Annotated in this window: 12 protein-coding genes; 4 read left to right on the top strand and 8 right to left on the bottom strand. The window is 61.7% G+C overall.

Annotation, left to right across the window (positions count from 1 at the left end):
- Nucleotides 1-50 precede the first annotated feature (50 nt).
- Complete coding sequence (gene ilvD / locus ACVVH8_RS28170; RefSeq protein ID WP_103304338.1) at nucleotides 51-1892, top strand: dihydroxy-acid dehydratase; 1842 nt, start codon at nucleotides 51-53, stop codon at nucleotides 1890-1892.
- 193 nt (nucleotides 1893-2085) lie between these two features.
- Here ilvD and ACVVH8_RS28175 read toward each other — a convergent pair whose 3' ends face one another.
- Entirely contained in the window at nucleotides 2086-3147 is a 1062-nt protein-coding gene (locus ACVVH8_RS28175; RefSeq protein WP_475227451.1) for an HAD family hydrolase, read from the bottom strand.
- A gap of 241 nt (nucleotides 3148-3388) precedes the next feature.
- Here ACVVH8_RS28175 and ACVVH8_RS28180 point away from each other — a divergent pair, with 241 nt between their 5' ends.
- Nucleotides 3389-4780, top strand: coding sequence for an L-cystine transporter (locus ACVVH8_RS28180; protein ID WP_103304340.1), 1392 nt, complete (start codon nucleotides 3389-3391; stop codon nucleotides 4778-4780).
- Between the two features lie 120 nt (nucleotides 4781-4900).
- On the opposite strand, the gene ACVVH8_RS28185 is transcribed toward ACVVH8_RS28180, so the two are convergent.
- A complete protein-coding gene (locus ACVVH8_RS28185) occupies nucleotides 4901-5413 on the bottom strand; it encodes a dihydrofolate reductase (RefSeq protein ID WP_401300418.1) in 513 nt (170 codons plus the stop codon).
- Nucleotides 5414-5498: 85 nt separating this feature from the next.
- On the opposite strand from ACVVH8_RS28185, the gene ACVVH8_RS28190 reads away from it, so the two are divergent.
- Both ACVVH8_RS28190 and ACVVH8_RS28195 read left to right on the top strand, forming a co-directional pair.
- On the top strand, nucleotides 5499-6872 hold the full coding sequence (locus tag ACVVH8_RS28190; protein ID WP_475227453.1) for a DUF2868 domain-containing protein: 1374 nt from the start codon (nucleotides 5499-5501) through the stop codon (nucleotides 6870-6872).
- Nucleotides 6865-8241 (top strand): GTPase/DUF3482 domain-containing protein, encoded by a 1377-nt coding sequence (locus tag ACVVH8_RS28195; RefSeq protein ID WP_475227456.1) that lies wholly within the window; start codon nucleotides 6865-6867, stop codon nucleotides 8239-8241. The genes ACVVH8_RS28190 and ACVVH8_RS28195 overlap by 8 nt, the downstream gene beginning before the upstream one ends.
- Nucleotides 8242-8370: 129 nt before the next feature.
- Here ACVVH8_RS28195 and ACVVH8_RS28200 read toward each other — a convergent pair whose 3' ends face one another.
- From ACVVH8_RS28200 to ACVVH8_RS28225, 6 genes are all read right to left on the bottom strand, one after another.
- Nucleotides 8371-8928: a phosphonate degradation HD-domain oxygenase gene (locus ACVVH8_RS28200; RefSeq protein WP_475227460.1), complete on the bottom strand. Its 558-nt coding sequence runs from the start codon at nucleotides 8926-8928 to the stop codon at nucleotides 8371-8373.
- On the bottom strand, nucleotides 8928-10061 hold the full coding sequence (locus ACVVH8_RS28205) for a TIGR03364 family FAD-dependent oxidoreductase (RefSeq protein WP_475227463.1): 1134 nt from the start codon (nucleotides 10059-10061) through the stop codon (nucleotides 8928-8930). Before ACVVH8_RS28205 ends, ACVVH8_RS28200 begins: the two co-directional genes overlap by 1 nt.
- Before the next feature lie 134 nt (nucleotides 10062-10195).
- On the bottom strand, nucleotides 10196-11221 hold the full coding sequence (locus ACVVH8_RS28210; RefSeq protein WP_463576408.1) for a putative 2-aminoethylphosphonate ABC transporter substrate-binding protein: 1026 nt from the start codon (nucleotides 11219-11221) through the stop codon (nucleotides 10196-10198).
- Between the two features lie 42 nt (nucleotides 11222-11263).
- The gene (locus tag ACVVH8_RS28215; RefSeq protein WP_475227465.1) at nucleotides 11264-12988 is read right to left on the bottom strand and encodes a putative 2-aminoethylphosphonate ABC transporter permease subunit; all 1725 of its coding nucleotides are present in this window, start codon (nucleotides 12986-12988) and stop codon (nucleotides 11264-11266) included.
- A complete protein-coding gene (locus tag ACVVH8_RS28220) occupies nucleotides 12988-14064 on the bottom strand; it encodes a putative 2-aminoethylphosphonate ABC transporter ATP-binding protein (RefSeq protein ID WP_103304347.1) in 1077 nt (358 codons plus the stop codon). The genes ACVVH8_RS28215 and ACVVH8_RS28220 overlap by 1 nt, the downstream gene beginning before the upstream one ends.
- Nucleotides 14065-14286: 222 nt before the next feature.
- Nucleotides 14287-15150: a LysR family transcriptional regulator gene (locus ACVVH8_RS28225; protein WP_475231238.1), complete on the bottom strand. Its 864-nt coding sequence runs from the start codon at nucleotides 15148-15150 to the stop codon at nucleotides 14287-14289.
- Nucleotides 15151-15162: the final 12 nt, after the last annotated feature.

Below are 15162 nucleotides of genomic sequence, written 5' to 3' on the forward strand. Positions count from 1 at the left end.
AATAGAAGCTCACTCCCCTTTGATACCTGATTAGCCGCCCGGAGTGCTCCATGCCAGATTACCGCTCGAAAACATCCACCCACGGCCGCAACATGGCCGGCGCCCGCGCACTGTGGCGCGCCACCGGGATGAAAGATGACGACTTCAAAAAGCCGATCATCGCCATTGCCAACTCGTTCACCCAGTTCGTACCGGGCCATGTGCACCTGAAGGATCTGGGCCAGCTGGTCGCCCGCGAAATCGAACGCGCCGGTGGCGTCGCGAAAGAATTCAACACCATCGCCGTGGATGACGGTATCGCCATGGGCCACGACGGCATGCTCTATTCGCTGCCGAGCCGCGAGATCATCGCCGATTCCGTCGAGTACATGGTCAACGCCCACTGCGCCGATGCCATCGTGTGCATTTCCAACTGCGACAAGATCACCCCGGGCATGCTGATGGCTGCCTTGCGCCTGAACATCCCGGTGATTTTCGTTTCCGGCGGCCCGATGGAAGCCGGCAAGACCAAACTCGCTTCCCACGGCCTCGACCTCGTCGACGCCATGGTGATCGCCGCCGACGAAAGCGCTTCTGACGAGAAAGTCGCTGAGTACGAGCGCAGCGCCTGCCCGACCTGCGGTTCGTGCTCCGGCATGTTCACCGCCAACTCGATGAACTGCCTGACGGAAGCGCTGGGTCTGGCATTGCCGGGCAACGGTTCGACCCTCGCCACCCACAGCGACCGCGAGCAGCTGTTCCTGCAGGCGGGCCGTACCATCGTCGAGCTATGCAAGCGTTACTACGGCGAGAACGATGAATCGGTATTGCCGCGCAACATCGCCAACTTCAAGGCGTTCGAGAACGCGATGATGCTCGACATCGCCATGGGCGGTTCGACCAACACCATCCTGCACTTGCTGGCTGCCGCCCAGGAGGCGGAGATCGATTTCGACCTGCGCGATATCGACCGTCTTTCGCGCAGCGTTCCACAGCTGTGCAAAGTCGCGCCGAACATCCAGAAGTACCACATGGAAGACGTGCACCGCGCCGGCGGCATCTTCAGCATCCTCGGTTCGCTGGCCCGTGGCGGCCTGCTGCACACCGATCTGCCGACCGTGCACAGCCGCAGCATGGAAGAAGCCATCGCCAAGTGGGACATCACCCAGACCACTGACGAAGCGGTTCACCACTTCTTCAAGGCTGGTCCTGCCGGCATCCCGACCCAGACCGCGTTCAGCCAGTCGACCCGTTGGGAAACCCTGGATGATGACCGTGAAAACGGCTGCATCCGCAGCTTCGAACACGCTTACTCGCAAGAGGGTGGCCTGGCCGTGTTGTACGGCAACATCGCGCTGGACGGCTGCGTGGTGAAAACTGCCGGCGTCGATGAGTCGATCCATGTCTTCGAAGGCAACGCGAAAATCTTCGAAAGCCAGGACAGCGCCGTGCGCGGCATCCTCGCTGACGAAGTGAAGGCTGGCGACATCGTCATCATTCGCTACGAAGGCCCGAAAGGCGGCCCGGGCATGCAGGAAATGCTCTACCCGACCTCTTACCTGAAATCCAAAGGCCTGGGCAAAGCCTGTGCGCTGCTCACCGATGGTCGTTTCTCCGGCGGCACTTCGGGCCTGTCCATCGGCCACGCTTCGCCAGAGGCTGCGGCCGGCGGCGCGATCGGTCTGGTGCAGGACGGCGATAAAGTGCTGATCGACATCCCGAACCGTTCGATCAACCTGTTGGTCAGCGACGAAGAACTGGCTGCACGCCGGGTCGAGCAGGACAAGAAAGGCTGGAAACCGGTTGAGGTTCGTCCTCGCAAAGTGACCACCGCCCTCAAGGCCTACGCCCTGCTGGCGACCAGCGCCGACAAGGGTGCTGTGCGTAACAAGGCAATGCTCGACGGGCTGTAAGCGTCGAATCGCAGTAACGAAAATGCCCCGCCAACGTGCGGGGCATTTTTTCGCCTGATCGAATCAATGGATGAACACGAGGGCCCCATCGCTGGCAAGCCAGCTCCCACAGGGATTTATGGTGTTCTCACCATTTGTGTTTCACCTTGGACACTGTGGGAGCTGGCTTGCCAGCGATGGGAGCGACTCGGTCTTACTGAATCTCTTCAGGCTTGACGATCACCCAGTTCTTGTCCGCCGTCACCGGCAACCCTTCCTTGGCCTGCGCCGCTGCGTGCTTGGCCATCATGCCGTTGAGCTGCGTCATGTATTTGTCCTTGCGGTTGACCCACAAGTGAATGCCGCCCTTGGCCACATCCACATCGTGGAACAGCATGTAACCGTCGCTGGTCGGGGTATCGCCACCCACCAGTACCGGTTTTTTCCATTCGTCGATGTAAGTCAGAATCGCCGCGTGCTTGCCGGCCATCCACGTTGCTGGCGTCCACAGGTATGGCGTCAGTTCGAGGCCAAGGTTGGCCTTCTCGTCATATTTGCCGGCGGTAATCTGCTTGCGCGCAGTGGTCAGTTCGTTGGTTTCGCGGTTTTTCAGCAACGTGGTCACGCCGATGACGTTCTGCGGTTTGACGTTGTAGCCATACTTCGGATCGGCCGCGACCATGCGCACCAGTTCTTCCGAGGCCGCAGTCATCACGTAGACCTCGATGCCGTTCTCCATCAGCTTGTTGTACAGCTCAACCTGGCCGGTGAAGATTTTCGGTGGTTGAACGTCGAGGTTCTTCACCACATCGCCTTCGTAATAAGTCGCCGGCACCGGCTTGCCCGAGGCCATCAACTCATCGACGTAGCCCTTAAGCTCCTTGAGGGTGAAGCCGGAGAACACCTGCGCCACCCACGGGTAGCAGACCATGTCGTCGACTTCGCAGAGGCGATAGTAGTAACTGAACAGGCTTTCCTTGTGGTCGGCGGTGTCCTTGAACGGCATCAGCTTCAGGGAGGGATCGAGCTTGTCGCGGGTGATCAGGCCCTTGTTTTCCATGAATGGCAGCAAGGACTCTTCGAGGTCGTAGCGGTAACTGGTGTTGTCCATGTCGAACACTGCGTAGTTACCCTTGTTGGCGTTGGCGGCGATCATCGCGTCCAGTGCCTTGGCCTGATCCGCCGGCCAGTGTTTGAGGTCGGTGGCGAAAGCCTGACCGGCCAGGCCCAAACCTACAGTCAGTGCGACAGCCAGAAATTTCGGTGTGAACTTCATCGATGCTTTCTCCCTGAGCTAAAGACATCGACGCTAACAAATATGTGTGACAGTCCTCGTCTGTCAGCGACCGCTCACGTCCCCATTGCGCCAAATGCATTGCCGAGAGCGACATGCGCTTATTCCAAAAACGACGGAAGACCTTCAATTTCGGTATTAAATCATTGCAAATCAAACTGTTAGGCTTACCGGTTCGCAGCAGCCCCGGAAGGCTGTTGGCACAGTCTTACCTGGAGATCTCATGAATCTACCGTTGATTCTCAACCTGCTGGTGTTCCTCGCCCTGCTCTTCGGTCTGGCGCAAACCCGCCACACCACTTGGAGCCTGGCGAAAAAAGTCCTGCTCGCGCTGGGATTGGGTGTTGCGTTCGGTGTTGCGCTGCACACGATCTACGGTGCCGGCAACCCGGTGCTGAAAGCCTCGATCGGCTGGTTCGATCTGGTTGGCAACGGTTACGTGCAGTTGCTGCAAATGATCGTCATCCCGCTAGTGTTCGCCTCGATCCTCAGCGCCGTGGCGCGCCTGCACAACGCTTCGTCGTTGGGCAAGATCAGCTTCCTGACCATCGGCACGCTGCTGTTCACCACGGCGATTGCGGCGCTGATCGGTATCGGCCTGACCAATCTGTTCGGCCTCACCGCTGAAGGTCTGGTCGCCGGCACCCAGGAAATGGCCCGTCTGCAAACCATCCAGACCGACTACGCCGGCAAGGTTGCCGACCTGAATGTGCCGCAATTGCTGCTGTCGTTTATCCCGCAGAATCCGTTCGCCGACCTGGCGCGGGCCAAGCCGACCTCGATCATCAGCGTGGTGATTTTCGCTGCGTTCCTCGGGGTTGCCGCGCTGCAACTGCTCAAGGACGACGTCGAGAAAGGTCAGAAAGTGATCAACGCCATCGACACCCTGCAAGCCTGGGTGATGCGTCTGGTGCGTCTGGTCATGAAGCTGACCCCGTACGGCGTGCTGGCGCTGATGACCAAAGTGGTCGCCGGTTCCAACCTGCAAGACATCATCAAGCTCGGCAGTTTCGTGGTGGTGTCGTACCTCGGCCTCGGTCTGATGTTTGTCGTCCACGGTTTGCTGGTGTCGGCGGCCGGGATCAACCCGCTGCGTTTCTTCCGCAAGATCTGGCCGGTGCTGACGTTCGCGTTCACCAGCCGCTCCAGCGCCGCCAGCATTCCGCTGAGCATTGAAGCGCAGACCCGTCGTCTGGGCATTCCACAATCGGTGGCGAGTTTTGCCGCTTCGTTCGGTGCGACCATCGGCCAGAACGGCTGCGCAGGCCTGTACCCGGCGATGCTGGCGGTGATGGTTGCGCCAACCGTTGGCATCAACCCGCTGGATCCGCTGTGGATCGCGACGCTGGTGGCGATTGTGACCCTGAGTTCGGCCGGTGTGGCCGGCGTGGGTGGCGGTGCGACGTTCGCCGCGCTGATCGTGCTGCCGGCGATGGGCTTGCCGGTGTCACTGGTGGCGTTGCTGATTTCGGTTGAGCCGCTGATTGATATGGGTCGTACGGCGTTGAACGTGAGTGGTTCGATTACTGCTGGTGCGATTACCAGTCAGGTGATGCAGCAGACCGATAAAGAGTTGCTGGATGCCGATGAGCATGCGGAGCTTGCTCAGGCTTAAGGTCTTCTTTGCCTGATCTGGCCCTATCGCTGGCAAGCCGGCTCCCACAGTGTCCGAGGTGAAACACATATTGTGTGAACACCATCGATCCCTGTGGGAGCTGGCTTGCCAGCGATGCTTTTAAGCCTTTTCCCAGACTTCGAAGTTGTACGCCGGTTTATCGCCTTCCGCCGGATTCGGCACGTTCGACACCAGTTTCCACTGGTGCAAATCGAACTCCGGAAACCATGCATCGCCCTCCGGGCTCAGCGCCACACGGGTCAAGTACAAGCGATCCGCATCAGCCAGCCCCTGCGCATACAACTGCGCCCCGCCAATCAGCATCAACTCATCGACGCCCTGCTCTTTCGCCCACTCTTCGGCGCGAACCACGGCAGCCTCCAGCGACGGATAAACCTCCGCACCTTCGAGCACCAGGTCTTGCTGACGGCTGACCACGATGTTCAACCGGCCCGGCAGCGGACGACCGAGGGAATCCCAGGTCTTGCGACCCATGATGATCGGCTTGCCCAAGGTCGTCGCCTTGAAGTATTTGAAGTCCCCCGGCAGGTGCCAGGGCATGCTGTTGTCGACGCCGATCACACGGTTTTCACCGAGGGCTGCGATCAGGCTGAGGGGGAGTGATTTAGTCATGCCGGCGAGGATACCAGAGCCTCGCTTGACCCGATAAGCGCCACAGCGGTTATGCTCACGGCTCAATTGAGCGACGGGATGCCGCGTGACACAACTGACTCCACTGCAAAACCTCTGGTTGACCGAAACCGTGCGCCTGCGCGAAGAACACGCAGGTCCCCTGGATGATCTGGAAGCCAATCGCCTGGCCCGCGCGGCCGGCGGTGATCTGCCGAGCCGGATTCAGCGCCGTGCGCTGTGGCTGGCTGAGCGTGACGGGCTGACATCTGCACTCAAACACTGGCTGCAAGGCGCGCGTCTGGCGCTGATGTTGCTGATGATTTTCGCCGTATTGAGCGGTGCCGGGCTGGCCTTCGCCGCGCTGGGACAAACCCCGGTCAACGTGTTCTGGGCCTTGGGCAGCCTGCTCGGGCTGAATCTGATTCTGTTGCTGAGCTGGGCGCTGGGGCTGATTTTTGCCGGCGAACACGGTGCCACTTTGGGCCGCCTGTGGTTGTGGCTCAGCGAAAAGTTCGCCCGCGACGCCAAAGCCGCGCAACTGGCGCCAGCGCTGCTGCTGATGCTCCAGCGCCAGAAGCTCAATCGCTGGGCGCTGGGTGCATTGGTCAACGGCTTGTGGTTATTGGCGATGCTCAGCGCACTGATTCTGTTGCTGACGCTGATGGCGACCCGGCGCTACGGCTTTGTCTGGGAAACCACGATTCTCAGTGCCAACACCTTTATCCACGTCACTCAGGCACTCGGCTATCTGCCGTCGCTGCTCGGTTTCAATGTGCCGACCGTGGAGATGATCCGCGCCAGCGGCGACAGCGCACTCGACATCGAAAGCGCCCGCCAGGCCTGGGCGACATGGCTGGTTGGCGTGCTGGTGGTCTACGGCGTCGTCCCGCGGTTGTTGCTCGCGCTGTTTTGCCTGTGGCGCTGGAATGCCGGCAAAGCCGCACTGCGTCTGGACTTGAACCTGCCCGGCTACGCGCAACTGCGCGAACGCCTGATGCCCACCAGCGAACGCCTCGGCGTCAACGACCCGGAGCCTGCGCAGATGCATCGCGTCGAAAGCGGCGTGGGTGAACTCGCCAGCGAAGGCGCGCTGCTGGTCGCCATCGAACTCGATGAGCAACGCCCATGGCCGCCCGCCCTGCCGAAAAGCGTCAGCAACGCCGGCATCCTCGACAGCCGCGAATCGCGCACCAAACTCCTCGAACAACTGAGCCGCTTCCCCCCGGCACGTCTGGCGATTGCCTGTGATCCACGACGTTCGCCGGATCGCGGCAGCCTCGCCTTGATCGCCGAATTGGCACGCAGTGCGGGCGAAACCCGGGTCTGGCTGCTGCAAGCGCCACCCGGCGAAGCGCTGGACGCCGAGCGCCTCGGTGACTGGCACATTGCGCTGCAACAACTGGAGTTGCCCTTCGCCGATTGCGCACCGCTGAACTGGCTGGAGACGGGTCATGACTGATACCTGGAAAGCGCCGCTGAAACTCGCGGTGGTCGGCCACACCAACGTCGGCAAAACCTCACTGTTGCGTACGCTGACTCGTGATGTCGGCTTCGGCGAGGTCTCCCATCGCCCAAGCACCACCCGCCATGTCGAAGGCGCGCGGTTGTCGGTGGACGGCGAACCGTTGCTCGACCTCTACGACACGCCGGGGCTGGAAGACGCCATCGCCCTGCTGGATTTTCTCGAACGCCTGGAACGCCCCGGCGAACGCCTCGACGGCCCGGCGCGGCTGGTGCGGTTTCTCGACGGCAGCGAGGCGCGTCAGCGTTTCGAACAGGAAGCCAAGGTGCTGCGGCAACTGCTCGCCTCCGACGCCGGTTTGTATGTCATCGACGCCCGCGAGCCGGTGTTGGCCAAGTATCGCGATGAACTGGAAGTGCTCGCCAGTTGCGGTAAACCGCTGCTGCCGGTGCTGAATTTCGTCAGCAGTGCCAATCACCGTGAACCGGATTGGCGTGAAGCATTGGCGCGGCTCGGATTGCACGCATTGGTGCGTTTCGACAGCGTCGCGCCGCCGGAGGATGGCGAGCGGCGGCTGTACGAGAGTCTGGCGTTATTGCTGGAAACGGCGCGACCGCAACTGGAACGGTTGATCGCTGATCAGCAAGCCCAGCGCCTCGCCCGCCAGCAAAGTGCGGCGCGCCTGATCGCCGAATTGCTGATCGACTGCGCCGCGTGTCGACGCAGTGTGGTCAGTGAAGCCGAGCAGGAACAGCAAGCCATCAGCGAATTGCGCAAAGCCGTGCGTCAGCGCGAGCAAAAATGCGTCGAAGCGCTGCTCAAGCTCTATGCGTTTCGCCCGCAGGATGCGGCGGCGAGTGATTTGCCTCTGCTGGATGGGCGTTGGGGCGATGACCTGTTCAATCCGGAAACCCTCAAGCAACTCGGTGTGCGGGTCGGTGGCGGCATCGCCGCAGGCGCGGCGGCGGGGGCTGGCGTCGATTTGCTGGTCGGCGGAATTACTCTCGGCGCAGCGGCGTTGGCTGGCGCGATTGCTGGCGGTGCGCTGCAAACGGTGCGCAGTTATGGCAGTCGCTTGCTCGGCAAGATCAAAGGCCAGCGGGAATTGACGGTGGATGACGGGGTGCTGCGGTTATTGGCGTTGCGCCAGCGGCAGTTGTTGCTGGCGCTGGATCAGCGTGGACATGCGGCGATGGACGCGGTTCAGGTGGCGACGCCGCAGGACAAGACCTGGCGTGAGGGCAAGTTGCCCGAGGCGCTGAGCAAGGCGCGGGCGCATCCGCAGTGGTCGTCGTTGAATCCGCAGGCGAAATTGAATCAGGCGGAGCGGCAGGAGCAGATTGAGTCTTTGGCCAAAGAGCTCTAGCGCCTGACCTGGCCCCTTCGCTGGCAAGCCAGCTCCCACAGTGTCCGAGGTGGAACACATATTGTGTGAACACCATCGATCCCTGTGGGAGCTGGCTTGCCAGCGATAGCCGCACCTCGGTCTAACGCCTCAAGCAGCCAAAAGTCGCGCCGCTTTGTCCTTCAAAACCCCAAGATCCATCACCGGCACCGCCGTTTCCTTGGCCAGCTCATCCCACTGCCGCATCCGCAGACTGACCGCACACAGCGGATCGCGCTCAAACACATCCGCCTCAGCCCCCGTCATCACCCCGCCCTGATATTCCAGCGTCCGGCGACTCGCTTCACTCAAACGCTCGAAATACCCCGGCTCGCGTAAGGTCAGATACCGCTTGGCCTGCACGTGATATTCCACCAAACGTGCCAACCGCTCGCTGAAGCCGGCCTCACGCAGATAATCGGCACCCAACCGTTCATGGCTGACCACCCCATAGCCGCCCATGCTCTGTGCACCTTCTGCACACAAATGACCAATGTCGTGAAAGAACGCCGCCAGCACCACTTCGTCATCAAAACCTTCGGCCATCGCCAACTGCGCGGCCTGAGACATGTGCTCGATCTGCGACACCGGTTCGCCGATGTAATCACTGGTGCCGAAGCGTTCATACAGCCCGAATACCCGCGCAATGACTTGTTGGTGATCGGCCATCAGATTTCCTCCAGCAGCTGCGCCACGTTGCGCTCGGCCATCGCCGGGCCGACGCTCATGCCGACGCCCGTGTGCATCAGCGCCACACTTAACCCCGGAGCCGGGCGCAAAAACGAAAACGGCCCAGGCCCCCGGGAACCATAGACGCCCTGCCAGCGCTCGACCACTTGCACCTTGCAGCCCAGCGTCTGCTCGGCCAGTTCGATCATCCAGTTGTCCACGTGCTCGGCGTTGAATGGCGATGGATCGCTGCCGTAATGGTGCGAGTCGCCGATGATCAACTCGCCGTACGGCGTCGGACTGATCAGCAGGTGGATACCGTTTTCATGCAGGTGCGGTTGCTCGCGCAGGATCTGCGCCTGCACCGCCGCCGCTTCCGGCAGGTCGGCAAAGGCGCCGTAGTGCACGCAGCTCAGGCCGGTGAGCAAGGCGTGTTGCAGATTCAGCTCGATCTGCGGTTTTGCGCGGAGCATTTGCAGACGGCAGATCTGCGGATCGAGCGTGGCAATCGGCTCGGCCAGCAAGGTCTGATAGTCGTGGCCGGAGCAGACAATGATCTGCTTGGCGCTGAAACGGCCGACAGTGCTTTGCAGGTGCCCCGGCTCGACATCGCGCACCAGCGTGGAGAAGTGGAATTCGACGCCGAGGTCGCGGCGCAGGTAGTCGATCAGCGCCGGAATCGCTTCGCGCGAGTACAACTGTTGATCGTCCATCCCGTGCAGAGCGGCGCGGTGATGGCTGAACTGGCCGTTGTACAAATCGCGCAGTGCCGCGCCGCGCAGTAGGTCGACGTTGTAACCGTGTTCGACGGCGCGCCCGGCGCAGAAGGCTTCGAGCAAATGTTCTTCGGCTTCGGTGCGGGCGAACAGGTACGAGCCGTTGCGTTTGATTTTCAGCCCGGCAAGTTGCGCCCAGTCGCCCCAGATCTCGCGGCTGGCCTTGGCCAGTTCGAGCATTTGGCCTGGCGGCTGACCAGTGACCAGCGCCTGACCGAAGTTGCGCACCGAAGCGCCGAGGGGCGTGGCAGTGCGTTCGAAGACGGCGACCTTGAGGCCGCGTTTGGCGGCGGCGTAGGCGTGGGACAGGCCGAGAATGCCGGCGCCTACGATGAGCAGGTCTTTGTGGTGTGTCATTTAGAGATGCTCTGAATGCGAGACCGCTATCGCTGGCAAGCCAGCTCCCACAGTTGACCGAGTTGTCCAGACGGACGCGGTCCAGTGTGGGAGCTGGCTTGCCAGCGATGAGGCCCTGTCAGTCAATAAAGATCTTACTTGGCGGCGACTTTCTCGGACTTGCCGTCATAGCGCTTGCGCCACTCGGTGAGGATCTCGTCGCGATTCTTCGAGGCCCAGGCAAAGTCGTTCTTGATCAAACGCTGCTCGTAATCGGCCGGCAGTTCGGTCTGCGGCTTGGCGATGCCCGGCTGCGCGAGGACGGCGAAGTTCTCCTTGTACAGGTCCATCGCCTCGGCGCTGGCGGAGAAGTCCGCGAGTTTCTTCGCCGCGTCTTCATGCGGCGTGCCTTTGATCACGGCCGTCGCTTCGATCTCCCAGCCCAGGCCTTCCTTCGGCAGGATGATGTCCAGCGGCGCGCCCTGGCGCTTCAACTGTACGGCCGGGTATTCAAAGGAAATGCCGATCGGGAATTCCCCCGCCGCCGCCAGTTTGCAAGGCTTGGAACCGGAGTGAACGTACTGGCCGATGTTCTGGTGCAGACCATCCATGTAGGCCCAGCCCTGCTTCTCGCCGAAGGTTTGCAGCCAGGCGCTGACGTCGAGGAAACCGGTGCCGGACGACGCCGGGTTGGGCATGACGATCTTGCCTTTGTACTCAGGCTTGGTCAGGTCCTGCCAGCTCACCGGTTTGCTCAAGCCCTGCTTTTCGGCTTCGACAGTGTTGAAACAAATGGTTGCGGCCCACACGTCCATGCCGACCCAGGCGGGCGGGTTGGCAGCGTCGCGGTAGTTCGCGCCGATCTTGCCCAGATCCTTCGGCGCGTAGCTTTGCAGCATGCCCTGCTGGTCGAGGATCGCCAGACTGGAAGCCGCGAGGCCCCACACCGCATCAGCCTGCGGACGGGCCTTTTCGGCCAGCAGTTTGGCGGTGATGATCCCGGTGGAATCGCGTACCCATTTGATTTCGACGTCCGGGTTGGCCTTCTCGAAAGCCTCTTTGTAGGACTTCAGTTGCTCGGCTTCGAGGGCGGTGTACACCGTCAACTCGGTTTTTGCCGCGAAGGCATTCAGGCTGAATGTCGCGAGCACAGCAGCGGCCAGGGCCATAGGCTTGAACATGATCGTTTTCCTGTCTTTTGGAGTTGAGGGTTACGGGAAAAATCAGTGACCGGGCGCGGTTTGCCGCCAGGCCTGGGAACGGCGCAGCAAGCCGCGCGAAGCCCACGCCAGCAGCAAGGACACGCCCGCCGAGGTGAACAGAATCAGGGTCGACATCGCCGCCGCGCCGCCGACGTTGCCGGCGTCATCCATATTCAGCACCGCGACCGCCGCGAGGATGGTGTCGGGGCTGTAGAGGAAGATCGCCGCCGACACCGTGGTCATCGCCGAAACGAACAGGTAGCGCACAATGTCCAGCAGCGCCGGCAGGCAGATCGGCACGGTGACGCGCAGGTAGTGGCGGTACAGCGGCGCCTTGAGCGACAGCGCGGCGGCTTCGAACTCGGCATCGAGTTGGCGCAGCGCGGTGGTCGCAGTCATTTGCGCGGTGGTCAAATAGTGAGCAATGGTGCAGACGATCAGCAGCGTCATCGTCCCGTACAGCACGTGCAGCGGGTTGCCGGTGAGGTTGAAGAAGAAGACGTAACCCAGACCGAGCACCAGCCCCGGCACCGCCATCGGGATGAAACTGAGCATGCGCAACGTCAGGTTGAGGCCGCGCTGGCTGCGGGTTTTCTCCATCAGATAGGCGCCAGTGAAAATCAGCACGCTGCCGATCAACGCCGTACCTAGCGCCATCTTCAAACTGTTGCTGTACGCCAGCCAGCCACCGCCAGCGGTTTCGTTGAACTGGTAATGGTTCAGCGACAGCGACAGGTTGTATGGCCAGAACTTCACCAGCGACGAGAACACTGCCATGCCGAATACCAGAATCAACGCGGCGCTGATCAACAAGACAATCGCTAGATAGCAGCCATCACGCAGTTTCGACGGTGCCGGTTTGAACACCTGCGCGCGGCCACTCATCGAGTCGCCGTGACGCCGACGCAACCAGGCATCGACACCGAAGCTGAACAGCGCCGGCAGCAACAGCACCATGCCGATCAACGCCCCGCGACCGAACTGCTGCTGACCGACCACGGCTTTGTAGGCTTCCAGCGCCAGCACTTGGTAGTCGCCACCAACCACCACCGGCACGCCGAAATCGGTGATGGTGAGGGTGAACACCAGACAGAACGCGGCGAACACCGCCTGACGGGTCGCCGGCCAGGTGATGCTGCGGAACGCTTTGGCAGGACTGGCGCCCATGCTCGATGCGGCATCGAACAGGCGCGCATCGGCCAGCGACAGCGCCGACAGCAAAATCATCAGCGCATGGGGAAAGGTGTAGATCACCTCACCCAGGACAATCCCCCAGAACCCGTAGATGTTGTCCGAGAGCAAGCCGCGCAACATGCCCTGATTGCCGAACAGATAGACCAGCGCAATCCCCGGCAGCATCGACGGCGCCATCAACGGCAGCAGGGAAATTCCGCGCCAGATGCCCTTGGCCGGAATCAGCGTGCGTTGCAGCGCGTAGGCAAACAGGTAGGCCAGCGGTACGACGATGGCCGCCACGCTGAGGGAAACTTTCAGGCTGTTACCGAGCAACCAGTGGAAATTGTCGCTGGTCACCAGCTCCTTGGCGGCGAGCCAGCCACCGCCCTGCCCGGCCTCGCTACTGAAGCCACGCCAGAAGATCGCCAGCAGCGGCAACAACACCGCGACACCAAGCAAAAGCAGCAAGAAGACTTTGCCGCCGACTACAAAGATGCGGTCGCCAATCTCGGCTTTCGAAGACTGTCGCACCTGCTTGTGCGGTAGCGGCAGCGCGAGGTTGCTGTTCATCAGGCAAACACCTGCAGGCTGCGCGGCGGCAAGGCGACCATGATCTGCTGGGCGCCGAGGCGCGGCATTGCTTCCGGGGCCAGTTCAGCGAGCAGCGCGTGGCCCGGCAGTTGATCGAGTTCGAAGCTCATGCGGCAGCGATTGCCGAGGAAGGTGATCTCACGGACTTTGGCCGGGAACAGGTTTTCTTCATGCACCAGCGGATTGACGTTGATCGCTTCCGGGCGGCAGAACAGTCGCCCCGAGGCGCCGCTCACGCTGCCGTCGGCCAGACGCACATTCATTCCGCCAACCCGCGCGTGGCTGTCACTGCTGCGCTGGAACGGCAGCCAGTTACCCTGGCCGACAAACTCGGCCACGAACGGCGTGGCCGGGCGGTTGTAGATTTCCTGCGGGGTGGCGTATTGCTCGACGCGGCCGTTGTTCATCACGGCAATACGGTCGGCCATCAGCATGGCTTCGTCCTGATTGTGGGTGACCATCAGGGTGGTGATGCCGAGGTTGCGTTGCAGCTGGCGCAGCTCGGTGCACAGGTGCTCGCGGACGCGGGCGTCGAGGGCGGACATCGGTTCGTCGAGCAACAATAACGAAGGTGCTGGGGCCAGAGCGCGAGCCAGCGCGACGCGTTGCTGTTGGCCACCGGACAATTGGCCGGGGTATTTTTTCTCACTGCCGGTGAGGCCGACCAGTTCCAGCATCTGCCCGACGCGACGGCGCACTTCGTCGCGACCGCTGCCGGCCAGGCCGTAGGCAATGTTCGCTTCGACGGTCAGATTGGGGAACAGCGCGTAGGACTGAAACAGAATACCGTAGTCCCGGGCTTGTGGCGCAAGGTGCGAAACGTCGCGGTCACCCAGGTACAACTCGCCGCTGTCCTGCTTTTCCAGACCGGCGATGCAGCGCAGCAGCGTGGTTTTACCGCAACCCGAGGGGCCGAGCAGACAGACCAGCTCACCGGCCGCGACGTCGAGGGAGACGTTATCCAGCGCAGTAAAAGCGCCAAAGCGCTTCTGCACGCCGCGCACTTTCATCGGCGCACCGGGGTTGGTCAGGGCAGTTGCGATTGCAGGATTCATGGGACAGACCTCATCAAGCAGATGAGGGCCATCCTAGAGTTGTAATGCGTCCGTCATGTGGCAGTGAGGCAAAAACGGCCGATAGTGGTATTCGGGGATTTTGGTTCACCAGAGATCGTTCCCACGCTCTGCGTGGGAACGCCTCATCGGACGCTCCGCGTTCGGCTGTTGGGACGCAGAGCGTCCCGGGCTGCGTTCCCACGCAGAGCGTGGGAACGATCATTACGCCGGGGACATCTCTTGGGCCAAGCCGAGAAATGCCGCCGGCAACCGCGCATTCTTCCTCTCTTTGAGGCAATACAGATACTCGGGAATCTGCGGCGCTTTCTCGATCGTAAGCACGCGCAACTGCGGATCATGCGGCACTTCCTGCCGGGCAATGATGCTGATGCCGATGTTGCGCAACACCGCCTCACGGATCGACTCACGGCTGCCAATCTCCAGCAGTGGCCCAAAACTCACGCCCGCGCTGGCCAGTAACTCTTCAGTCAATCGCCGCGTGGTCGAGCCGGTCTCACGCATCAGCAAGGTATGCCCGGCCAGTGCGCTCAATGTCACATGCTCCTGCGCCGCCAGCGGATGATTGCGATGCACCGCCAGCACCAGCGGATCTGTGCCCAGCACCCGGCGAATCAGCCGTGCATCCTCGAGCAATTGCGACGAGGCAGCCACATCCACCCGGTAATCCTCCAGCGCTTCCAGCACCTGCTGCGAGTTGCCGATTTCCACCGACACTTCCACCTGCGGCAGGCGCTCGCGGAAGGTCTTGACCAGATCGAGGATGTAATACGGCGCGGTGGCAGCGATGCGCAGCGTGCCCTGCACCTGACCGCTGTTGCGCAGGAAGAATTCGATGTCGGCCTCCTGCTGCAACAGCGCCTTGACCATCGGCAGCAACCGCGCGCCTTCGTCGCTGACGCTCAGCCGGCGACCGCCACGGTAAAACAGTTCCACCGAATACTGACTTTCCAGATTGCGGATCTGCGTGGTCACGGTCGGTTGGCTGAGGCCGAGCTTTTTCGCCGCCAGGGTGATGCTGCCCAGGCGGGCCACCATGTAAAACGCCTTTAGCTCGGCACTCAGCACAACCATCCCTCA

The organism is Pseudomonas trutticola BRTCR10 (genome assembly GCF_056155105.1).

What these genes read in the sequence shown, in the direction of transcription:
- ilvD (WP_103304338.1), top strand. Translation starts at nt 51, where the DNA reads ATGCCAGATTACCGCTCGAAAACATCCACCCACGGCCGCAACATGGCC.
- ACVVH8_RS28175 (WP_475227451.1), bottom strand. Translation starts at nt 3,147, where the DNA reads ATGAAGTTCACACCGAAATTTCTGGCTGTCGCACTGACTGTAGGTTTG.
- ACVVH8_RS28180 (WP_103304340.1), top strand. Translation starts at nt 3,389, where the DNA reads ATGAATCTACCGTTGATTCTCAACCTGCTGGTGTTCCTCGCCCTGCTC.
- ACVVH8_RS28185 (WP_401300418.1), bottom strand. Translation starts at nt 5,413, where the DNA reads ATGACTAAATCACTCCCCCTCAGCCTGATCGCAGCCCTCGGTGAAAAC.
- ACVVH8_RS28195 (WP_475227456.1), top strand. Translation starts at nt 6,865, where the DNA reads ATGACTGATACCTGGAAAGCGCCGCTGAAACTCGCGGTGGTCGGCCAC.
- ACVVH8_RS28200 (WP_475227460.1), bottom strand. Translation starts at nt 8,928, where the DNA reads ATGGCCGATCACCAACAAGTCATTGCGCGGGTATTCGGGCTGTATGAA.
- ACVVH8_RS28205 (WP_475227463.1), bottom strand. Translation starts at nt 10,061, where the DNA reads ATGACACACCACAAAGACCTGCTCATCGTAGGCGCCGGCATTCTCGGC.
- ACVVH8_RS28210 (WP_463576408.1), bottom strand. Translation starts at nt 11,221, where the DNA reads ATGTTCAAGCCTATGGCCCTGGCCGCTGCTGTGCTCGCGACATTCAGC.
- ACVVH8_RS28215 (WP_475227465.1), bottom strand. Translation starts at nt 12,988, where the DNA reads ATGAACAGCAACCTCGCGCTGCCGCTACCGCACAAGCAGGTGCGACAG.
- ACVVH8_RS28220 (WP_103304347.1), bottom strand. Translation starts at nt 14,064, where the DNA reads ATGAATCCTGCAATCGCAACTGCCCTGACCAACCCCGGTGCGCCGATG.